Genomic DNA, 19,108 nt, shown 5'->3' with positions numbered 1-19,108 from the left:
TTCAGATGACTCCCAGGGCAAAGATCACGCCAACGCACAGCGACAGTGCACCACCCCAACTGATCCACGACAGGCGCGCGTCGCGGGTGGAACTCCAGGGCAGCAGTTCAAGCGCCAGCAGTCGCAGGCCAAAACACATGTGAATCGACAACAGCAGCACCAGGCCCCATTCGCCAAACTTGACGGCGCCCATGTCGGCGAACTTCAGGAATGCGTCCATGCGGGCCTGTTGATCCAGTGCCAGGCCCAGGACATAGAAGTGCGCAGGCAGAAAGATACCGAGCGCCAGGCCCGACAGACGGTGCCCGAGGAAGGCCCAATAGGCACGGTGGTTTCGCGGAGACTTCATGACAGCAGCCCTCCCACCGCCGCCACGGCACGCAAGCCCATCGACAACAGCAACAGGCCGAACAACAGGCAGAACACCGATGCGGCGCGACGGCTCATGCGAGCCCACTCGATCAGGATGTTGCGCAGCCCGATCGGCACATGGACCGCCACGCTGATCACGAACAGCGAATAGAACGGGATCCACAGCAGGCTGCCCTGCGTGCGGGAGAGGATTTCGGCCGCGGTCAAGCCGCCTCGCACCGCGTACAGGATGACACCCAGGTGCACCAGCACGAATGGCGCCATGACCATTGCGCTGAGGCGCTGGAGTGCGAAAAGACGCTGCTCCATGATCAGTCGCCTCCCTTCAGGAATTGCAGCAGGGCGTTCTTCTTCAGGCCCGCAATGCTGCCGGTCGGGCTCAGGCTGACCGGGCAGTGCGTCATGCAATTGCCCTGCGTGTGGCACGAATTGCAGCCACTGCCGGACGTTGCCTGCTTCAGTACGTCCTTCGGATCGGCATGGCGTTCGTCGTTGAAGAGCGTCCATGCGCGATTCAGCGCGGCGGGCCCGAGGTATTCCTTGTCCCATGCCACGACGTCGCATGAGGCATAGCAGACGCCGCAGTTGATGCATTCGATGGCGGCATCGGCCAACTTGCGCTTCTTGCTTGTCGGGGACACCGCTGCCGGCGGATCATGACGCGTCGCCGTGCCAACGAACGTGTTGCCGGCCTTCTTCCATTTATCGAAGAACTCCGACATGTCGACGACGAGGTCCTTGATGCGGGGCATGTTGCGCAGTGGCTCGATGACGATCACACCATCCTCTTCCACCCGGCTGACGTGCGTGCGGCAGGTCCAGCGTGGCTTACCGTTCACCGTCATCGCGCACGATCCGCATACGCCCACGCGGCACGCGAAGCGATATGACAGTGTCGGTTCGATGCGGCGCTGCACCTCGGTCACCACATCAAGAACCGTCTGGTTCTCGCGCCACGGCACCTCGTAGGTGGTGAAATTGCCTGCCTCGGTGCCGCGGGCAATGCGTACCGTAAGCGTGCGCTGCGCGGCCTTTGTCGCCTCCATCACTCTCTCCCGTTTCGTTCAATGCGCTGACGCGCCAACCTGGTTGCGCGCGAAGACCGGCGCAGGATGACCTTCCATCTGTACGTTGATGCAGGCGGGCAGATGGCTGCCGAGCGCCGCCTGAAGGGTTGGCGTCAGTTCGTCCAGACGCCCGACCGATGCGCCAAATCCGCCCAGTCCTGCCACGGCCGCGTCATAGCGTGCCGATGCGCTCAGCGCGCAACCGATCAGGCGATCCTCGCCATAGGTCCGCTGCTGAATGACGTGCTCGGCGTTCCAGCGCAGATCGTTGCCGATCACGGCCACGATCGCTGCCTGCTCACGCACTGCCGTGTCGAACTCGGACAAATGGAAGCCCGCGGTGCCATCGCCCATCAGCAGGACCACCGTCGATTCGGGCCGGGCGATCTTCGCCGCGATGGCGTAGCAGATGCCGCCGCCGATGGCCCCTGACATGCCATTGATGATGCGGGTCGGTGCGTTGCAGAAGGCCTGCGCCCATTGACCGAACTCGCCGCCGTCGCAGACCAGAACCGGTGATGGCACATCGCGCAGGAAGGCGTTGACGGTCTCGCACAGCGCGCGCGGATGAATGGCCGATGGCGACGCCGGGATCGAAGCGCCACGCTCCATGCTGGCTGCCGCAACACGCGCCATCCATTCGCCTCGGTCGCCGGACGGCTTGCGCACAGCGGACTCCAGCGCGTCAAGCGCAACGGAGATGCCGGAGAGACACCGCGCTGCCAGCCTGTCACCGAGCAACCTTTCAGCCCGGCGCAGCATATCGACATCGGGATCGATGACGACGACACGCGCCCCCTTGCCAAAGACGCTCTCGCGGCCGAATCCGGTGGTGAAGTCCAGGCGCTTGCCCAGCAAGATGATCAGGTCGGCTTCGGCGACCACTTCCGCGATCGCGCCGAGCGATGGGTCTCGCAAGCCACGCGGGCTTTCCATCGGCACGATGGGAGCACCCAGTGCCTGGCTTCGAGACTGCAGCGCGGCACGGCTCCGTTCGCGACAGAGCGTCGGACCTGCCAGGACCAGGGGACGTCGGGCGTGGCCAAGCAGATCGGCGATCGACTCGACGACTGCAGTCGGCGGAGCGACGGGCAGGACGTCGGGCATCTGCCCGGGCAATGCATCGATACCGGATTCGCGCGTCATCAGATCAAACGGAAGCGCCAGATGAACGGGGCCACGCCGGTCCGTCATTGCCGTGGAGATGGCCGTGTCGACGGTAGATACCAGGCTACGCGCATCGGTGACCCGCTTCGACCACTTGGTCAACGGCGCCGTCATCGCGACCTGATCCAGTTCCTGGAAGGCACCCATTCCGTCTTCGGACACCGGAGAGTCACCGGAGAGAAGCAGGACGGGGCTTTCAGCCTGAGCCGCCGAATACAACGGCGCAATCCCGTTGGCAATGCCCGGCGCTGCCGTCAGCATCGCCACGCCGATTTCTCCAGTCACCTGAGACCATGCATCTGCCATGAACACTGCTGCGGCTTCATGCCTGACATGCACGATGCGGATACCGGCGTCGATGCAGGCGTCGTAGAGCGGCATGATCTGGTTGCCGGAGAGGCTGAAGATCGTGGTCACGCCGCGGCGCGCCAGCGCTCGAATGACGAGTTCTGAACCGAGCATTTGTCTCTACCCGACCGTTTTTCGGCCGTGGTCTTTTGTGGTTGTGTTGAATTGAGTTTAAGTAATCGATATTGCTGAAGCAATAAGATATAACTTGATATTTTTTGAACTTAAGACCGAAAAATGGCTCATGGGATACTTGTTTCGCGTTGCGACTAGATCACGGTCGGAGGCGTTGACGAGCAACCTTGCGAGAGAGTCCTCCGCAAGTCGTCCACAAATACTTGCGACACCCGTGAGGCGTGCAGGCAGTAATATGAGCGCCCCCCACCTGAATTGGAAAATCCGCGATGCAAGTACTGGTTGACGCAGACGCCTGTCCGGTTGTCGTCAAGGAAATGTTGTATCGGGCCGCGCAACGTCTCCAGGTGTGCGTGACGCTGGTGGCGAACCAGTACATGCGTACGCCACCGTCCCGCTTTATCAAGGCGCTTCAAGTGCCGGCGGGCTTCGACGCCGCCGATGACCGTATCGTCGAACTGGTCTGCAATGGCGACCTCGTGATTACGGCGGACATACCTCTTGCCGCCGCTGCCCTGGACAAGGGCGCCCATGTGCTCGATCCGCGAGGAAGCTGGTTTAGCCGTGAGAATATCCAGGAGCGCTTGACGATGCGCGAGGTAATGGATCAGCTGCGCGGCTCGGGCGTGGATACCGGCGGTCCGGCACCATACTCCCCCCAGGACAGCAAGGCGTTCGCCGGCCAGCTGGATCGGTTCCTGGCACGCCATGCGCCACCGCCGGGTGCGAGCGCCTGAAGCGTGCCGGCCACAGCAACGAAAAAGGAAAATAATGCAAACCATCGATTCATCCGCAGAGTTGATGAAGATCCGTGCAGTCGAGCCGGACGATTTTCCCGCGTGGAAAGTTCTCTGGGATGGGTATAACGCGTTCTACGGTCGGCACGGGGTGACCGCCTTGCCGGCCGAAATCACGCTCACGACCTGGTCACGCTTCTTTGATGCGTACGAGCCGATGCATGCACTGGTTGCAGAACAATCCGGCGAGTTGATCGGGCTGGCGCATTTCTTACTGCATCGAAGCACCATTCAACTCAATCCGAACTGTTATCTACAGGATCTTTTCACTGCCGAGGCCGCACGAGGAAAGGGCGTGGCGCGCAGCCTGATCGATCAGGTCTATGCACGTGCCAAGGCACTGCGCGCAGGAAGGGTGTACTGGCAGACTCACGAAACGAACACGACCGCCATGCGCCTTTATGACACCGTCGCAGAGAAGTCCGGATTCGTCGTGTACCGCAAGCAGCTTTGACCCGGTGCGGCGTCGGAGATCACGGTTTTCGACACGTCGCACGCAGGCAGCCATCAGGCCCTGCCATCAGGAAGGAAGGGCCTGCACCGAAGCTACGTCTTCTCCGGCATGGCCGACGAGTGATGGCTTGTAATCAGCCATTGCGTGCCATCCCAGCGATAGGCGTACGTATAGCGCGCCTTGACGACGGTTCCCGTCCGCGCAAAGGTGAATGTGTAAAGCCCGGAATCCACAGCGGAATTGCATCCCAGTTCAATACTGCGGAAATCAATCTTCCCGGACGGACGGTCCTGCAGAAAATGCTGGAAATAGTCCTCCTTCTCCGCGACGGTCACGCGAGGCTTGTTCGAAACCGTCGGAAGAAGAATCGACCGCTCCGCGTAGTTGGCCACCACCTTGCGTGGATCGCCCGTCTGCAATGACCGATTCCATCGATCAAACAATCCCGCAATCTCCTGCTCTGACGTCACCTTGCAGCTTTCCGTGCGCGACGCCTGCGTATTGACTGGCGCGCTCTGGTTCGTGGCACATCCGGCCAGCGCCAACACCAGGAAAGCAATGGGAAATCGCTTCATGGCAGAACTCCTCAGGTTACGGGTTGAGAGCCAAGTTACGTCGTCTGGAGCATGGTTTCGGACCACCCGTTCCAGCGCGGCGATACTCGACGTCAAACTAACGACCAAATGACCGAGTAAAAAACTGAACTGCAGTTTTTTGCGACTCCATTGCAACGGCATCATCGCGGCTATGTGTGACATAACCGCCGCGTCCTTCTCGTGCCGCGTTATCCATGTAAGTGCGGTTCTCCTGGGTGTCCCAGCCATGACCGACTCCTCGATAGACGGTCAGGGAAATATGAGCGCGCGCAGTCTCCGACAAGGCGTCAACAAACTGCTGGCAGGAGTCCGGCTTGTCGTAGTCGTCTTTCTCCGCCGCCAGGATAAGAACTGGCGCCCCGGTCATCGCGTGATAGGTACTCGCCGGGTAGCTTCGACTGGTTCCCCGAACGATGCCCAACTGTGCAGAGCAGACGGGGTATAAGGCCAAATGAGCGGCGAATTTCGGCGGCGCGGCAACGTAGGCATTGGCGACCTCGGTCGACGCGGACACGAGGGACAATATGCCGCCCCAGGAAAATCCCATGATTCCAATTCGGCCGGGATCAATGCGCGGATGGGCGGCGAGAAAAATCAGGCTGCCAAAGGTGTGGGGAAGATTTTCGCGCGTGGTGGATGGGCGGTTGCCCCGCGGAAACAGATCCAGTTCCAGCGTTGCGATGCCGGCGTCGTTCAGAACCTTCGCATATCCTGCGCCGGTGCGGTCCTGAAGGCCGCCGGCATTGTGAATGATGACAACGGCGGGAACACGTTCTGTCGAGGTGGCCGGCAGTTTCAGGTCTCCCCGTACCGCCGTACCGGTTCCTTTAAGCGTTTGCGCCGGGAACGAAATCCAGCCCGATTCGACGGAGGGGGCGACAGCAGTCTGGGCGTGCACGGTGGCTGTCACGGCACTGGACGCCAGCACCAGGGGCAGAATACGGGGCAATGGGATGAGCTTCATTGGTTTTCTCCCTCATCTCAAATTCGTCAAGACGCGGTGCCGCGCGCGCCTCTTTCTTATTACCGCTGCCTGCTGCTTACCTGGTATTGCAATAGCCGGCCGCGTAGTCCCGAGTATAGGTGGCGAATGACCGGGAAGGAGCCGGCAAGCGCCGCTCACGAGCGCAATGGCAAGGCGACCCAGGCCGCCGCATTACACTGCTACAAATGAGCCACAGCCCCCAACATTCCCAAGCCCAAAACGGCCTCGTCTCCTATTTCTGGAGTGGCGACGCCATCCGCAGCCGGCGCGTGAGCGACATCGTGCTGTCAGGCAGGGTCGACGTGCCCGAGCCGCCGGCCCGTCTGCTGGCGGATTGGGCAAGGGAGATATCGTCCCGCATGACACTGGAACCCGGGGATGTCGAGGTAATGCCTCTGGCACGAGCGCGAACGCGCTGGCCGGACTACTCGCGCTGCGTGCAGGCAGTGTCTGATTGGACGGGCACGCTTGGATTGCTCGGTGTGCTTGCCGCCAGCGACGTCGCGCTCATGGCTTGCCGCGGCGCGAGATACCACCATGACGGCGAGCAGTATGGCGGTGCGGCCTTCTGCAATCTCTTCCTGAGCGAGGACAAAGGACAGGACGTACATTTTCCGTCGCTGGATCTCCGCATTCCCCTGACCCGGGGCACGGTTCTGATATTCGATACCTGCCAGCCTCATGGCGTCATTCAACGCGGCAGCAGCGGTTTCGATGTGGCCGACTTCCCGTCCGATCAGGATTGCACGCAGATATTCCTGACCTGGGAGCTTCCCATCGAGGAGGCCCATATCGGGCACGCGCTAGATATTACCTTCGACATCGACCATTCGACCGCGCTGAAGGTGAATGAGGAGCAAGTCCGGCTAAATGACGAAAGGGTCAGCGTGCGCCACGATTCAGGCCGGTGGCGCCGGGCTGACTAATCGCCCCGGAATCGGGGCCACGGGTGGGAACGGTAGTAGGTAGTAATTAGCCGCGCACGGCCGCTTCGATGGTGGCGACGTCAATCTTTCTCATCGGCATCATCGCCTCGAACGCGCGTTTCGCCGCGTCGCCACCCTTGGCGAGTGCATCGGTCAGCACACGCGGAGTGATCTGCCAGCTAATGCCCCATTTGTCCTTGCACCAGCCGCATTGACTTTCCTGCCCGCCATTGCCGACGATCGCGTTCCAGTAACGGTCGGTCTCTTCCTGATCATCGGTCGCGATCTGGAAAGAAAAGGCCTCGCTGTGCTTGAAATGCGGTCCGCCATTGAGGCCAATACAGGGGATGCCCACGACGGTAAATTCGACAACCAGGGCATCGCCCGCCTTGCCGTCGGGATAATCGGCCGGCGCACGGTGGACGGCGCCGAGGCTGCTTTGCGGAAAGGTCTTGGCGTAGAAGCGTGCGGCCTCTTCGGCATTGTGTTCATACCACAGGCAGATCGTGTTCGTTGCCATCTTGAATGACTCCTTTTGCCAATCAGTGAGAAAACGGCGACTGCGTCCCGCGAGATCGTGCCAGCGAGTGGTGGTTCCCTGCTATTCAGCAAACTATTCAGCAAACAAATCCGGGCCAAACACCTCGTAGTGGATGCGCGCCTCACGCACACCCAGATCCTTGAGCGCGTCATGTTGCACTCGCATGAACGGGATCGGACCGCAGATATAGTAGTCGGCGTCGGGCAGCAGGATGGAATCCTTGATCGACCGGGTGTCGACCAGTCCCGTGTAATCATAATCCCGGCCGGCAACATCGCCCGGTAGTGGATCGTCGTAGAACACGATCACGCCAAGATTGGTATGTGTCTTGGCGGTCTCGCGCAGACGGTCGCGCATTGCGTGTACTTGGCTGTTTCGCGCACCGTGAACGAACACCACTTGCCGCTGCGGATCCTGAATGGCGCGCCTGAGCATGCTGACCATCGGCGTCAGCCCAACGCCTCCGCTAATCAGGACGATGGGTGTCCTGGCATTAACGTCGATATGAAAGCTGCCGTAAGGTGCGGCCAGCTTGACGATATCGCCGACATTGACATGATCGTGCAGCAGGCATGAGACATAACCGGGTGGCTGCGGACCACCCGACTCGCGTTTCACCGAGATTCGATAACTGTGCCCATTTGGCATGTCCGACAGACTGTATTGGCGAATTTGCTGCAAGCCCAGTGCGGGTACATCGACCGCAATGCCGATGTACTGACCGGGTTCGAAATTCACCACCGGCCCGCCGTCAGTCGGCTCAAGAATGAACGACGTAATCACGCTGCTTTCCGGATGCTTCTCGCGCACGACAAAGGTACGCCATCCGGTCCAGCCGCCCAACTGCGCAGCAGATTGCTCATACAACTCGCTCTCCATGCCCATCAGGACGTCGGCCAGATTGCCGTAGGCCTGGGCCCATGCGGAGATGATCTCGTCAGTCGCCGCGCTCCCGAGGATTTCCTTGATCGCAGCCAGCAGGTGTTCACCCACAATGGGGTATTGCGCCGGCTGAACCCCTAGACTGGTGTGCTTGTTGGCAATGTTCTTCAGCACGGCGCCAAGGCTGCCAGGGTCCTCGATATTCTCCGCATACGCGTAGACGGCGCGCGCCAGCGCCTGCTGCTGTTGCCCCTGCTCCTGATGCGCCATGTTGAACACATTCCTGAGCTCGGGGTGCGCTTCGAACATACGTTTATAGAAGCACTTGATAATGTCGTAACCGTGTTCGGCCAGCACCGGTGCCGTAGCCTTTACGATGTCCTTCGTCTTCTGCGTCAGCATGATGGGTGCCCCCCTCTCCGGACCTAAATGGTCGACATATCGATCACGAACCGGTACTTCACGTCGCTCTTCTTCATGCGTTCGAAGGCGGATTCGATATCCTTCATCGCGATCATTTCGACGTCGGACGTGATGCCATGCTGTGCGCAGAAATCGAGCATCTCTTGCGTCTCCGGAATGCCGCCAATCAGTGAACCCGCAAGGCCGCGCCGCTTGAAAATCAGATTGGCAACCCCGGGCGATGGATGAGGGCTGTCCGGTACGCCAACCATCGTCATCGTGCCATCGCGCTTGAGCAAAGGAATAAAGGCATCCAGATCGTGGGGCGCGGCCACGGTATTGAGGATGAAATCGAAGCTCGACGCATGCGCCGCCATCTCGTCCGGGTTGCGCGAGACCACGACTTCATCGGCACCGAGATGCTTCGCATCCTGGATCTTTGCCGGCGACGTGGTAAACGCCACCACATGCGCCCCCATCGCGTGAGCCAGTTTGATCCCCATATGGCCGAGGCCGCCAATGCCGGCAATGCCCACCTTCTTGCCCGGGCCCGCGCCCCAGTGCCGCAGCGGCGACCACGTGGTAATACCCGCGCATAGCAACGGGGCGGCCGCAGCCAGCTGCTCGGCGCTGTGCGAGATCCTGAGCACGAAATGCTCGTCCACGGTGATGGCTGCCGAATAGCCGCCGTATGTGTTTTCGCCAGTGCCGTCGAGCCAGCCGTTATAGGTCTGCAGGAAGCCATGCGGCCCCTCGCAGTACTGCTCCAGTCCATCCTGGCAGGCAACGCACTGGCGACAGCTTCCAACCATGCACCCGACACCGACGACGTCTCCCACACGATGCCTGGAGACCGATTTCCCCACCGCACTCACGCGGCCGATGATTTCATGCCCCGGCACCAGCGGATAGCGCATGCCTTGCCACTCGGCGCGCGCCGCATGCAGGTCCGAGTGGCAGACACCGCAGTACAGAATATCGATGGCAACGTCCAGATCACCCACCGGTGGCCTGGTAATCGTGGAGGGACCCAGCGGTGTCGTGGCCGACTGCGCGGCATAGGCTTTCGTCGTCATTTGCACCCCCTCGTTCGGCTCGAACTGATGTTATAGGGCGTGCATGGCGCATGCGCAATGTCTGCAGCCACTGCGCCGGTAACCGGGCCGCCCATGGCACGTATCCGGCACAACGCGTTCTTTTGCGAAGGGAGTTCAACGCGGCTGGTGCGAGCAGCAGCGGATCGCGTGGCGGATTGTGCCGCGACTTGTTCCGGGCCCTGTCGACCATCACCGCTCCGGTGATGGCGCCCGGGCATCAGCAATGCTGAAGATACCCAGTGGTTTCATGGTGTTGTACAACTCTGACACCCCACCACGAGCGTCCCGGGCATGCGAATTTCCTTGTTAGATTGTCCGTTTCCGTAGAACTCGGAATGGAACGTTGCTACCTTCGACGGAGCTTAGGGACAAGCGCCGAATTGCTCTTGACTTGAAACGGAGACCACTGGAGTTGGAGTTAAAAAATAGAGAGAACCGCCGATGCCCGCTTTCATAGTTGCAAGAGACAGCCTGCCGGAGCCAGCGCCGGGATACGCCAATGCAATTGCTGAAGGATTCGCGGCACTAAATGCTCAGCAAAGTAACTCGTTGGCCTGGTATGTACCGGAATTCGCCGGCACGACGGACCAGCTTCTGGAAAGAATCCGGAGATTTATGGATCCAGCGGTTGGTGTTGCCGTCCTCGAATTGAAGAACAAAGCTTAGCCGTGGTAACCCGCTACCAAGTAGGCGGTCAACTGCCGGGTCTCCCAGTTGGGCGCGGCGGTGGAGGAGCCTGCTCGGAGGAGCGAACATGAGCCAACAGAAGGCTGCAGACGCCTTGTTTCTCTACGCGCATTTCGGGGCGGGAGGCCGAGAAGGGGCAAGGTGATGGTGCAAGGAAAGCTACTTCAAAGGAGACGAGAGTGCGTCGATGTACCCAAATATTGGCCGTAGTGTTCCTGTTCTGGGCAAGCGTGTGCAGTTCGGAGGAGCTTGATGTGCAAAAGGCCCTTCGTGCGAAGCAATTCGACACGATCGAAAAGGTGCTCCGGATGAAAGAGGTCGGGTTCGAGCAAGGCAAACTGAATGAGTACGACTTGGTGGATGCCTTCAAGCCCTTCTACCAACAGGAGGACGTTTTCTCGAATGAGATGACCGAATGGACGAAACAGCGGCCGAATTCATACGTTGCCCACTTGGCACGTGGAACCTATTACCGCAAGCTCGGCGAGTTTCGGCGCGGCACGCGGTATATGCGGGAAACGCCTGCTGCCAATGTGCGTTTCATGCAGGAGCAGTTCGAGATTGCGAAGAAGGATCTCCACAAGGCGCTTGATCTGAATCCGCGATCGTACCTGGCGATACTTAACCTCTTGAACATTACCTTACGGCAAGGCGACTACGAACAAGCCGAGGAACTCCTTCGTCGAGGGAACAAACTCTACCCCCGGAACATTTTGATGCGCGGGAGGTACATGGTGCATCTCCAGCCGCGATGGGGCGGATCGTACGAAGCCATGGACGCCTTCGTGCGGAAAAGTCGTGCTGATGGAGTCCCTGATACGGATTTGAATCTTCTTGTTGCCATCAAGCTGGAGGACATAGGTTTCACAAGCGAGGAGCACGGAGATTTTGATTCTGCGCGCAAAAATTATCTGAAGGCACTGGCGTTGAGTAGCGACACGGATCGACGGTTTGTACCCGTTCACATCCTGCATGCTGCGGACTGGTGTTCCAGGAACTGCTGATCGAGTTATCGAGCCGCTAGTGGTCAATTGATGCTCCCGGCAAGGCAGCCTCAACCCTTATGTACGCCTCAGGCTTAATCTACACGAAACGCCCCTCGCGAGGCCTGAGGTTGCAGGGTATGGAAAGGATTGCGTCGATCGCTCTTCCGTCGTAAAAAGAACGGGCTACGTCAACGCTTCACAACCGGAGAAAGCAAGATGGCAAAGCTCATGGCGTTGTACAAGAAGCCCGCGGACATCGCAGCGTTCGATTCACACTACTTCTCCAAACACATCCCGATCGCCAAGAAAATCCCCGGCTTGCGCGGCTACGAGGTCAGCAGCGGCCCGGTAGGCACGCCTGCCGGGGAGTCGCCTTTCCATCTGGTGGCGCTATTGAGCTTCGATTCCCTGGCAGCGATTCAGCAAGGAATGGCGTCGCCGGAGGGTGCCGCAGCGGCAGCGGATTTGGCGAACTTTGCGCAGGCAGGGGTGGATCTGCTCATCTTCGATACCAGGGAGGTGTAGACCGGGTCGGGGTCTATCCGCTCGTCCCGCTTCGTGCAATTCTCGAAACTGAGGAGCCCCTATGAGCCTGCAACTTGATGCATTTGTGCGCCTGCACAATCGACTGGAAGTCGAGCTTTACCTGATGGTTAGCAATGCAGGGGTTCCGGTCGATGGGCTTAAGCCAGAGTCGTTCACGTTATTCAGTTGGTCTGATATTCACGAAGTCTTTCCACCATTCCATTGGGATCGGCCGCCCGAACTCTACCCACCACTTGTCAGCCCTCAGAAGTTTCCACCGGGGCTCACGGGAGTCTATCGGGCGACCTTGTTGCCGGGGGCGAAAGGTGAAAATGCGGGATGGGAGCTGAAGACCTATGCCGCGCAAATCGTGGTGCGTGTGCCTTACAAGATTATTGGGACAAAACTCCCGCAACCTGTAGACCTGCCGACGCTGCCACTGACCCCACGAAAGACCAAGCCAGCAGGCGCAGCCTCCACCGGGAATCCGGCAGTAGGCCCCGGCGACGTCGTGCGAACACTGGTGTCGTTTCGCCTGGTTCATGACGACCTTTTTGTCAGGTAGCGCTTACCCCACGGCCGACGAGGACTCTCGCCTCCGGCCAACTTCGGAATTGCAGAAGGCCGCGAGCGTGCGAGATCGCACAAAATCAGCCTTGCCCTGTCGATACGATAGCTCTTCATCGACGCTTTAACGTCCGCAGAAACCCGTTCTGAAAGGATGTGACGATGGGCATGAAACACCTGCTTCTACTGATCGCAATCACCATGCTGATGCCGACGGCGTCCGCAGCCGAGCTGTCCGAATCGGACGCGGGCACGTATGAGTTGCTGAGGGAAGACCGAACGCCGTCCGGTGTGTTCTTCAGATTCACGCGCTCCGGCGGCAAATGGGTCGCCTTCGGGAAAACGCCGGGGAAAGATTGGGAGAACGTTTCCTGCGATCCCGGTTGCCTGTACAGAAACAGCACGGAAAAAGATATTCGAGCCTTCTTTCCCCCTAGCTGGAGGGAAAGCAATGAGATTGCCTGCATCCAGAATATCGCCCAGGTATTCTGCCGATTCGCTCCTTCCAAGACACCCGGCGAGAGAGGTTATGTATTCATTGTGCTTGTGACAGGAAAGCCCTTCCCTGTGAGGACCCGGCGGCTGATCGAGCGATAGCAAGGCAAGGAGCCCGGCGACGGCAACAGGCACGGTTCCGGACGAGCCTCACCGGGACGGCCGACCCGGCGCCCTGCAAACATTCACGTTTCGGGCTACCCTCTCTACCCTGTTTCCCTATCGATCAGAACGACCGCGCAGGCGGTCATTTGCGCCGTAAAAGCCATGACACAACCGCTCAGAATTGATTTTGTCTCCGATATCGCCTGCCCGTGGTGCGCTATCGGCCTGTCCTCACTCCAAATGGCGCTGACGCGCCTTGGCGATGCGGTCGACGCCGAGATCGTCGTGCACCCCTTTGAACTGAATCCGGAGATGCCGCCGGGCGGTGAGGCGATTGTCGATTATGTCGGCAAGAAATACGGACGCACGCCGGCACAAGTCGCCGAGGCCCAGGTCATGATCCGCGAGCGTGGCGCCAGCGTCGGCTTTGAATTTGGTCCGCGCAACCGCATCTATAACACTTTCGACGCGCACCGCCTGCTGCAATGGGCGGCCATCGAAGGCAAGCAGGTGCCGCTCAAGCTGGCATTGCTGCGGGCCTACCATGGCGAGGGCAAGGACCCGAGCAACCACGACGTGTTGGTCGACGCTGCGGAATCGGTGGGCCTGAATGCCGCCGAGGCTCGCAAAGTGCTGCAAGGCAGCGACTATGCCGATGAGGTCCGCGCGGAAGAAGGGGAATACCAGGCCATGGGCATCCAGTCGGTGCCGGCGATCATTTTCAATAATCGCTACCTGGTGAGCGGCGGCCAACCCGTGGAAGCCTTCGAGCAAGCCATTCAACAGATTCTGGCCGAAGCATAACCACCAAGAATTGGGCCGTGATTGCCGGCAGCCGCCCCTGACTTCCAAGGGGCGGCTGCCGCGTGACTGGCTCGCCGACGCGGCTCCTTTAGGGGAGGCGTCGTCTCACACCGCGTCCGTGCTCCACCCCCGCAGGGCATCCACCGTGCCGACGCCCGCGTCGCAGGTCGCCTCGCCGATCTCCCTCGCCCAGAACCGCTCCGATCCGTCCGCCAGCCGCCATGCATGCAGCCGGCGCGTGTAGAGCTGCAAGTCGTATTCCTCGGTCACGCCGATCGCGCCATGCACCGCATGGGCCATCGACGTGACGGGTGTCACCGCCTCGCTGGCATTCAGCTTACCGATGGCTGCACGCATGCGCTCCGGCTGCCAGCCGTCGGATGCGCAGGCGATCTGCGCCGCCATGCGCGCCGCCGCCACGTGCTCGGCCATCACGCTGATCTGATGCTGGATCGCCTGGAATTTGCCGATAGGCCGCCCGAACTGCGCACGATCGTTGGCGTACTGCAAGGTCATGTCGAACACGCGCGACAAGGCGCCCGCCATCTGCGCCGCGTGAACACAGGCCCCGATCGTCCGCAACGTGCCAGCGGGCAGCGGAAAGCTGCTTGCCGGCGAGCGCGCGATCGTCACGCCGAGGTCCCCGTGCACGCCGTTGGCGGCGATATCGGCCTCATCGCGATGCACCATCGCGGCGTGGCTGCCGTCCTGCACGAGGAACCACGTCGCCGTGGCCCCGCCGGGCACATGCGTCCGGCCCACGCCATCGAAGGTCGCCAGCGCGATCGGGGCGTCTGGCACCGATACGCCCGCACCGTGCAGCACCGCGCGCGCCAGCATCGTCTGGCCAAGCGGCAACGGCAACGCGTGCTGTCCGATCGCAAACAGCATCGGCGCCACCTCGCACAGGGGCAGGCCGGCACCGTCCGCCGCTTCCGGCAACAGGCAATCGGCAAAGCCGCTCTCCTGCAACATCCGCCAGAGGGCCACGGGGCTGCCGCCCGCTTCGATGGCCCGCACCGCAGCGGGCGTGCTGTGGTCGCGCAGCATGGCGTCGAGTGCGTCTGAATAGGCATTGTGCATCGTCGATCTCCGCTCAGCGCAACCCAAGGCCGCGCGCGATCATGCCGCGCAGGATTTCGCGCGTACCGCCGCGCAGCGAATAGGTCGGCGAGACCACGCTGACGTAGGCGGCCGTGCGATACAGCTCCGGGTCCGCCGCGAGTTCCGGATCGTCACCCAGCGCGGCCTCGGCCAGCGCACCGATGGACTGCTCGAGTTCCGTGCCGAGGTCCTTGACCAGCGCCGCTTCCACCAGCGGGCTCTCCCCCGTCGCCAGGCGCGCCGTCACCGCGAGCGACATCGCCCGTAGCGTGGCCAGACGGCCCACCAGGCGGCCGACCGTCACCACATCCCGTTGCACCGCCGGCAGCCGCCGTAGCGCGCCGATCCACGCATCGAGCAGCACCACGCTCGAATACAGCCGCTCCGGCCCGCTGCGCTCGAACGCCAGCTCCGCGTTGACCTGCTCCCAACCCGCACCCTCCTCGCCGACGAGCGCGTCGGCGGGAAGCACCACGTCTTCGAAACTGACCTCCGAGAAATGCGCGTCACCGGCGAGGTCGCGGATCGGACGAATCGCCACGCCCGGTGCGGACAGGTCGACGATGACCTGCGACAAGCCCTTCTGCCGGTCGCCGCATTCCCCCGACGTCCGCACCAGCGCCAGCATGTACTGGCAACGGTCCGCGTTGGTCGTCCAGATCTTGCGGCCGTTCAGGCGCCAGCCACCGTCCGGCAACGGGGCCGCGCGCGTCGCGACGCTCGCCAGGTCGGACCCGGAATTGGGCTCGCTCATGCCGATGCAGAAAAAGGCTTCGCCACGGCAGATGCGCGGCAGGTAGAACGCGCGCTGCGCGTCATTGCCATACCTCAGGATCAGCGGTCCGCTTTGCCGGTCGGCGATCCAGTGGGCGGAGACCGGCGCGCCGCACGCCAGCAGTTCCTCCACCAGCACGAAGCGCGAGAAGGCATTCAGCCCGGCCCCGCCATATTGCGCGGGCAGCGTGATGCCGACCCAGCCGCGCCGGGCCAGCGCGCGGCTGAAGTCCGCGTCGAATCCCATCCACGACCGGGCCCGCACGTCCGGGGGCAACACTGGCAAATGCTCGGCCAGGAACGCTTTCACCTGCCGCCGGAACGCGGCGGCTTCCGGCGACAAGGCGGTGAGCTGAAAGGTGCCAAACAGGGAACTCAAGTCATGTCTCCGCGATGCGTCAGTCCAGCGTCACGCCGGAATCCCTGACCACCTTCTGCCAGCGGTCGATCTCCTGCGCCAGATATTTGCCATAGGCTTCCGGGCTCGATCCGCGCGGCTCCGCGCCTTGCGCGGCCAGGCTGGCGCGCACGTCGGGCGACGCCAGGGCCTTCAGCGTGGCGGCGTTCAGCTTCTTCACGATCTCGGGCGACGTCTTCGCCGGCACGAGCATGCCCTGCCAGGCGCCCACATCGAAGCCCGGTTTCACGGTCTCCGCCACGGTCGGCACATCCGGCAGTTGGGAGCTGCGCGAGCTGCTGGTCACCGCCAGCGCCTTCATGCGCTTGTCGCGAATGAACGGCAGCGACGAGTTGATCGTATCGGTCATGAACTGCACCTGCCCGCCGGCCAGATCGGTCAGCGCCGGCGCGCTGCCCTTGTAGGGCGCATGCACGGCGTCCAGCCCGTTGGCCTGCAGGAACAGGAACGCCGCCAGGTGCGTCACGTTGCCATTGCCCGCCGATCCGTAGGTCATCTTGCCGGGGTTGGCCTTGAGCCAGGCGATGAACTCCGCCACGTTGCTGACCGGCACCTGCGCATTGACTTCCAGCACCAGCGGCACCATTGCCGTCATCGCCACCGGGGCGAAGTCGCGCTTCACATCGTAGGGCAGCTTCTTGTAGAGCGCGGGGCTCAGGGCGATCGACGAGGTGTTGTACAGCACCGTATAGCCGTCCGCCGGAGCCTTGGACACCATCTCGCCCGCAATATTGCCGTTGGCGCCGGGGCGATTGTCCACCACCACCTGCTGGCCGAGATCGTCGGACATCTTCTTCGCGATCACCCGCGAAACGAGGTCCGTGGGGCCGCCCGGCGGGAAGGGCACCACCAGCTTGATCGGATGATCGGGAAACTCCCCCGCCGTCGCGGGCAGGGTGAATGGCGTCAGCGCGACCGCCGCAAGGGTCAGCCGCCACAGGCGGCGCGCCCGCGCGCGGGGTTCGGTGCGATGCCTGGCATTTGTGCTCTGGATTGGCATGGTTGTCTCCTCCGGTAAATGCGATGGGCCGCCGCCGTACGGCTAGCGTCCGGCCAGCAGGCGCCGCGCCGTGTAGGTCATGACCAGTTCGTTGCGCTGGTTGAAGACCTCGATACTGGAATCCACGACCGCGCGGCCACTGCGCGATGTCGGGCGGATGCCGGTCACGGTGATCTTGGCGTGGATGCTGTCGCCGACGACCACCGGCCCGAGGATCTTCTGCGTCAGTTCCAGCATCGCCAGGCCGGTGCCCTGGATCATCGTCTGCAGGATGAAGCCCTCGATCAGCGAGTACGTCAGCGCGGCCGGCACTGGCCGCCCCTTGATCGCACCGCCTTCGTAGCCTTCCTCGATGAAGATGGCCTCCAGCATGCCGGTGACCGAGATGAAGTTGACGAGGTCCGTCTCCGTCACGGTACGGCGGAAGGTCTGGAAAACCTGGCCTTCGCGAATGTCCTGCCAGTAGAAGCCCTGGCCGAGGCGCTGCGGTTGTGCTTGGGTCATGTCGTCTCCTTGATCGTGGCGGGCGTTCAGCGCCGCGCGCCGGATGTTGCACAGAACGCGGCGCCCTCTTCCCCGAGGGCGTCGATATCGGTGTCGCTCAGGCCGGCATCGGCGAGCACATCGCGCGTATGTTCCCCGAGCCGGGGTGGCACGGCCGCGCGTGCGCGCGCGCCATCGAAGCGCACCGGTGCGCCCGGAAAGCGCAACGTGCCCATCGACGGGTCGTCGAGCTGCTCGAAGAATCCCGTCTCCTTCAAGTGCGGATCGTCGACCAGTTCGTCGAGGTCGTTGACGCGCGCCACGGGAATCTGCAGCGTCTCGCACAGCGCCAGCCACTCGTCGGTGGATTGCTCGCGCACCAGTTCGCCGGTGATCTCGTAGAGCGTCTCGATATGGCGCGTGCGGGCGGCGATATCGGCAAAGCGCGCGTCGGCGGCCAGGTCGTCCCGGCCCGACGCCTTGAAGAAGTCGCGCCAGTGCGCGTCGGTGTACGGCATCATGCAGACGTAGCCGTCCGCCGTCTGGTACGGACGGCGCAGCGGCGCCAGCACGCGGGGATAGCCCGCCTGCCCGCGCGGCGGCTCGAAGTGCTGGCCGTACAGGTGCTCGACCATGTTGAAGGCCACCATCGACTCGAACATCGGCACCTCCACCATCGATCCCTTGCCGCCCTGCCGCTCGCGTCCGGCGATGGCCGCCGAAATCGACAGCGCGGCCACCAGCCCGCTGGTCTTGTCCGCCGCAATGGTCGGGAAGTAGCGCACGGTGCCGGTCTGCGCCGCCATCAGCGCGGCATTGCCGGACAGGCCCTGGATGATGTCGTCATAGGCGGGCCGGCCGCCATACGGACCGTCCTCCGCAAAGCCGAGCAGGCTCACGTACACGAGCTTCGGATGACGCGCCATCACGCTGGCGGGATCGAGATCGAGCTTCGCCAGCTTCTGCGGCCGCATGCTGTGCATGAACACGTCGGCGGTGGCCAGCAGCCGGTGCAGCGCGGCCTGCGCGGCGGGCAGCTTCAGGTTCAGCACCACGCTCTTCTTGCTGCGGTTCACGCCAAGAAAAATCGCGGACATGCCATCTTCGGTGGCCGGGCCCGTGCGACGCGTGGAATCGCCCTCGGGCGGCTCCACCTTAATGACTTCGGCGCCCAGGTCGGCCAGCCACTGGCTGGCGTACGGGCCCATCACGACCGTCGACAGGTCGATCACGCGGATGCCGGATAGGGGCAACATGCCTGTCTCCTTCTGTTATCGGAGGTCGGCGCATGCCGCGCCGCAACATGCCCGGGGACCGCGCCACCTCCTTGTCGAGAACAGAGAGTAGTGCAGCCGGACTGCTTGCGTCTAATATTAGATTTTTAGGAATCG

23 protein-coding genes are annotated in these 19,108 nt (G+C 62.1%); 9 read left to right on the top strand and 14 right to left on the bottom strand.

The window, feature by feature from the left end; genetic code table 11:
* Position 1: 1 nt before the first annotated feature.
* The 4 genes from AC1DOX_RS14475 to AC1DOX_RS14460 are packed head-to-tail and all read right to left on the bottom strand — an operon-like array spanning position 2 to position 3,068.
* The gene (locus AC1DOX_RS14475; RefSeq protein ID WP_092137564.1) at positions 2-349 is read right to left on the bottom strand and encodes a succinate dehydrogenase/fumarate reductase transmembrane subunit; all 348 of its coding nucleotides are present in this window, start codon (positions 347-349) and stop codon (positions 2-4) included.
* A complete protein-coding gene (locus tag AC1DOX_RS14470; RefSeq protein WP_441617105.1) occupies positions 346-681 on the bottom strand; it encodes a succinate dehydrogenase in 336 nt (111 codons plus the stop codon). Before AC1DOX_RS14470 ends, AC1DOX_RS14475 begins: the two co-directional genes overlap by 4 nt.
* Positions 682-683: 2 nt before the next feature.
* A complete protein-coding gene (locus AC1DOX_RS14465) occupies positions 684-1,418 on the bottom strand; it encodes a succinate dehydrogenase/fumarate reductase iron-sulfur subunit (RefSeq protein WP_092137562.1) in 735 nt (244 codons plus the stop codon).
* Between the two features lie 18 nt (positions 1,419-1,436).
* The gene (locus tag AC1DOX_RS14460) at positions 1,437-3,068 is read right to left on the bottom strand and encodes a thiamine pyrophosphate-binding protein (protein ID WP_441617103.1); all 1,632 of its coding nucleotides are present in this window, start codon (positions 3,066-3,068) and stop codon (positions 1,437-1,439) included.
* A gap of 290 nt (positions 3,069-3,358) precedes the next feature.
* Between AC1DOX_RS14460 and AC1DOX_RS14455 the strand changes: the two genes are divergently transcribed.
* Positions 3,359-3,826, top strand: coding sequence for a YaiI/YqxD family protein (locus AC1DOX_RS14455; RefSeq protein ID WP_441617101.1), 468 nt, complete (start codon positions 3,359-3,361; stop codon positions 3,824-3,826).
* A 34-nt stretch (positions 3,827-3,860) separates the two neighbouring features.
* Positions 3,861-4,340, top strand: a complete 480-nt coding sequence (locus AC1DOX_RS14450; RefSeq protein ID WP_441617099.1) for a GNAT family N-acetyltransferase — start codon at positions 3,861-3,863, stop codon at positions 4,338-4,340.
* A 92-nt stretch (positions 4,341-4,432) separates the two neighbouring features.
* Here AC1DOX_RS14450 and AC1DOX_RS14445 read toward each other — a convergent pair whose 3' ends face one another.
* Together AC1DOX_RS14445 and AC1DOX_RS14440 are read right to left on the bottom strand one after the other, a co-directional pair.
* Entirely contained in the window at positions 4,433-4,915 is a 483-nt protein-coding gene (locus tag AC1DOX_RS14445; RefSeq protein WP_092137558.1) for a DUF4440 domain-containing protein, read from the bottom strand.
* Positions 4,916-5,012: 97 nt separating this feature from the next.
* A complete protein-coding gene (locus AC1DOX_RS14440; RefSeq protein WP_441617097.1) occupies positions 5,013-5,900 on the bottom strand; it encodes a dienelactone hydrolase family protein in 888 nt (295 codons plus the stop codon).
* Between the two features lie 206 nt (positions 5,901-6,106).
* On the opposite strand from AC1DOX_RS14440, the gene AC1DOX_RS14435 reads away from it, so the two are divergent.
* A complete protein-coding gene (locus tag AC1DOX_RS14435; protein WP_441617095.1) occupies positions 6,107-6,847 on the top strand; it encodes a hypothetical protein in 741 nt (246 codons plus the stop codon).
* 46 nt (positions 6,848-6,893) lie between these two features.
* Here AC1DOX_RS14435 and AC1DOX_RS14430 read toward each other — a convergent pair whose 3' ends face one another.
* From AC1DOX_RS14430 to AC1DOX_RS14420, 3 genes are all read right to left on the bottom strand, one after another.
* The gene (locus tag AC1DOX_RS14430) at positions 6,894-7,367 is read right to left on the bottom strand and encodes a VOC family protein (protein WP_441617093.1); all 474 of its coding nucleotides are present in this window, start codon (positions 7,365-7,367) and stop codon (positions 6,894-6,896) included.
* A 93-nt stretch (positions 7,368-7,460) separates the two neighbouring features.
* A complete protein-coding gene (gene hmpA / locus AC1DOX_RS14425) occupies positions 7,461-8,672 on the bottom strand; it encodes an NO-inducible flavohemoprotein (protein WP_441617091.1) in 1,212 nt (403 codons plus the stop codon).
* 23 nt (positions 8,673-8,695) lie between these two features.
* Positions 8,696-9,748: an NAD(P)-dependent alcohol dehydrogenase gene (locus tag AC1DOX_RS14420; protein ID WP_441617089.1), complete on the bottom strand. Its 1,053-nt coding sequence runs from the start codon at positions 9,746-9,748 to the stop codon at positions 8,696-8,698.
* A 462-nt stretch (positions 9,749-10,210) separates the two neighbouring features.
* On the opposite strand from AC1DOX_RS14420, the gene AC1DOX_RS14415 reads away from it, so the two are divergent.
* The 6 genes from AC1DOX_RS14415 to AC1DOX_RS14390 all read left to right on the top strand — a co-directional run bounded on the left by AC1DOX_RS14415 (position 10,211) and on the right by AC1DOX_RS14390 (position 13,938).
* The gene (locus AC1DOX_RS14415) at positions 10,211-10,435 is read left to right on the top strand and encodes a hypothetical protein (RefSeq protein WP_441617088.1); all 225 of its coding nucleotides are present in this window, start codon (positions 10,211-10,213) and stop codon (positions 10,433-10,435) included.
* A gap of 275 nt (positions 10,436-10,710) precedes the next feature.
* Positions 10,711-11,460 (top strand): tetratricopeptide repeat protein, encoded by a 750-nt coding sequence (locus tag AC1DOX_RS14410; RefSeq protein ID WP_441617086.1) that lies wholly within the window; start codon positions 10,711-10,713, stop codon positions 11,458-11,460.
* A gap of 198 nt (positions 11,461-11,658) precedes the next feature.
* Complete coding sequence (locus AC1DOX_RS14405; protein WP_092137550.1) at positions 11,659-11,967, top strand: EthD family reductase; 309 nt, start codon at positions 11,659-11,661, stop codon at positions 11,965-11,967.
* Between the two features lie 61 nt (positions 11,968-12,028).
* A complete protein-coding gene (locus tag AC1DOX_RS14400) occupies positions 12,029-12,532 on the top strand; it encodes a hypothetical protein (RefSeq protein ID WP_441617084.1) in 504 nt (167 codons plus the stop codon).
* Positions 12,533-12,702: 170 nt separating this feature from the next.
* A complete protein-coding gene (locus AC1DOX_RS14395) occupies positions 12,703-13,131 on the top strand; it encodes a hypothetical protein (protein WP_441617082.1) in 429 nt (142 codons plus the stop codon).
* Positions 13,132-13,296: 165 nt separating this feature from the next.
* Entirely contained in the window at positions 13,297-13,938 is a 642-nt protein-coding gene (locus tag AC1DOX_RS14390) for a DsbA family oxidoreductase (RefSeq protein WP_441617080.1), read from the top strand.
* A 105-nt stretch (positions 13,939-14,043) separates the two neighbouring features.
* Here the strand turns inward: AC1DOX_RS14390 and AC1DOX_RS14385 are convergent, their stop codons facing one another.
* The 5 genes from AC1DOX_RS14385 to AC1DOX_RS14365 are packed head-to-tail and all read right to left on the bottom strand — an operon-like array spanning position 14,044 to position 18,973.
* The gene (locus AC1DOX_RS14385) at positions 14,044-15,021 is read right to left on the bottom strand and encodes an acyl-CoA dehydrogenase family protein (protein WP_441617078.1); all 978 of its coding nucleotides are present in this window, start codon (positions 15,019-15,021) and stop codon (positions 14,044-14,046) included.
* A 13-nt stretch (positions 15,022-15,034) separates the two neighbouring features.
* Positions 15,035-16,195, bottom strand: coding sequence for an acyl-CoA dehydrogenase family protein (locus AC1DOX_RS14380; protein ID WP_441617076.1), 1,161 nt, complete (start codon positions 16,193-16,195; stop codon positions 15,035-15,037).
* A 19-nt stretch (positions 16,196-16,214) separates the two neighbouring features.
* Entirely contained in the window at positions 16,215-17,234 is a 1,020-nt protein-coding gene (locus AC1DOX_RS14375) for a Bug family tripartite tricarboxylate transporter substrate binding protein (protein WP_441617074.1), read from the bottom strand.
* A 42-nt stretch (positions 17,235-17,276) separates the two neighbouring features.
* Positions 17,277-17,738: a MaoC family dehydratase gene (locus AC1DOX_RS14370; RefSeq protein ID WP_441617072.1), complete on the bottom strand. Its 462-nt coding sequence runs from the start codon at positions 17,736-17,738 to the stop codon at positions 17,277-17,279.
* A gap of 26 nt (positions 17,739-17,764) precedes the next feature.
* On the bottom strand, positions 17,765-18,973 hold the full coding sequence (locus tag AC1DOX_RS14365) for a CaiB/BaiF CoA transferase family protein (RefSeq protein ID WP_441617070.1): 1,209 nt from the start codon (positions 18,971-18,973) through the stop codon (positions 17,765-17,767).
* Between the last annotated feature and the right edge of the window lie 135 nt (positions 18,974-19,108).

Source organism: Cupriavidus sp. 01L415, from assembly GCF_056400065.1.
The sequence above is the reverse complement of the archived record's forward strand: the minus strand, read 5'-3'. Positions and strand labels throughout refer to the sequence as shown.

Excerpts from the sequence above, each read along its gene's own strand:
- AC1DOX_RS14475 (WP_092137564.1), bottom strand. The coding sequence starts at position 349 with ATGAAGTCTCCGCGAAACCACCGTGCCTATTGGGCCTTCCTCGGGCAC.
- AC1DOX_RS14470 (WP_441617105.1), bottom strand. The coding sequence starts at position 681 with ATGGAGCAGCGTCTTTTCGCACTCCAGCGCCTCAGCGCAATGGTCATG.
- AC1DOX_RS14465 (WP_092137562.1), bottom strand. The coding sequence starts at position 1,418 with ATGGAGGCGACAAAGGCCGCGCAGCGCACGCTTACGGTACGCATTGCC.
- AC1DOX_RS14460 (WP_441617103.1), bottom strand. The coding sequence starts at position 3,068 with ATGCTCGGTTCAGAACTCGTCATTCGAGCGCTGGCGCGCCGCGGCGTG.
- AC1DOX_RS14455 (WP_441617101.1), top strand. The coding sequence starts at position 3,359 with ATGCAAGTACTGGTTGACGCAGACGCCTGTCCGGTTGTCGTCAAGGAA.
- AC1DOX_RS14450 (WP_441617099.1), top strand. The coding sequence starts at position 3,861 with ATGCAAACCATCGATTCATCCGCAGAGTTGATGAAGATCCGTGCAGTC.
- AC1DOX_RS14445 (WP_092137558.1), bottom strand. The coding sequence starts at position 4,915 with ATGAAGCGATTTCCCATTGCTTTCCTGGTGTTGGCGCTGGCCGGATGT.
- AC1DOX_RS14440 (WP_441617097.1), bottom strand. The coding sequence starts at position 5,900 with ATGAAGCTCATCCCATTGCCCCGTATTCTGCCCCTGGTGCTGGCGTCC.
- AC1DOX_RS14435 (WP_441617095.1), top strand. The coding sequence starts at position 6,107 with ATGAGCCACAGCCCCCAACATTCCCAAGCCCAAAACGGCCTCGTCTCC.
- AC1DOX_RS14430 (WP_441617093.1), bottom strand. The coding sequence starts at position 7,367 with ATGGCAACGAACACGATCTGCCTGTGGTATGAACACAATGCCGAAGAG.
- hmpA (WP_441617091.1), bottom strand. The coding sequence starts at position 8,672 with ATGCTGACGCAGAAGACGAAGGACATCGTAAAGGCTACGGCACCGGTG.
- AC1DOX_RS14420 (WP_441617089.1), bottom strand. The coding sequence starts at position 9,748 with ATGACGACGAAAGCCTATGCCGCGCAGTCGGCCACGACACCGCTGGGT.
- AC1DOX_RS14415 (WP_441617088.1), top strand. The coding sequence starts at position 10,211 with ATGCCCGCTTTCATAGTTGCAAGAGACAGCCTGCCGGAGCCAGCGCCG.
- AC1DOX_RS14405 (WP_092137550.1), top strand. The coding sequence starts at position 11,659 with ATGGCAAAGCTCATGGCGTTGTACAAGAAGCCCGCGGACATCGCAGCG.
- AC1DOX_RS14400 (WP_441617084.1), top strand. The coding sequence starts at position 12,029 with ATGAGCCTGCAACTTGATGCATTTGTGCGCCTGCACAATCGACTGGAA.
- AC1DOX_RS14395 (WP_441617082.1), top strand. The coding sequence starts at position 12,703 with ATGAAACACCTGCTTCTACTGATCGCAATCACCATGCTGATGCCGACG.
- AC1DOX_RS14390 (WP_441617080.1), top strand. The coding sequence starts at position 13,297 with ATGACACAACCGCTCAGAATTGATTTTGTCTCCGATATCGCCTGCCCG.
- AC1DOX_RS14385 (WP_441617078.1), bottom strand. The coding sequence starts at position 15,021 with ATGCACAATGCCTATTCAGACGCACTCGACGCCATGCTGCGCGACCAC.
- AC1DOX_RS14375 (WP_441617074.1), bottom strand. The coding sequence starts at position 17,234 with ATGCCAATCCAGAGCACAAATGCCAGGCATCGCACCGAACCCCGCGCG.
- AC1DOX_RS14370 (WP_441617072.1), bottom strand. The coding sequence starts at position 17,738 with ATGACCCAAGCACAACCGCAGCGCCTCGGCCAGGGCTTCTACTGGCAG.
- AC1DOX_RS14365 (WP_441617070.1), bottom strand. The coding sequence starts at position 18,973 with ATGTTGCCCCTATCCGGCATCCGCGTGATCGACCTGTCGACGGTCGTG.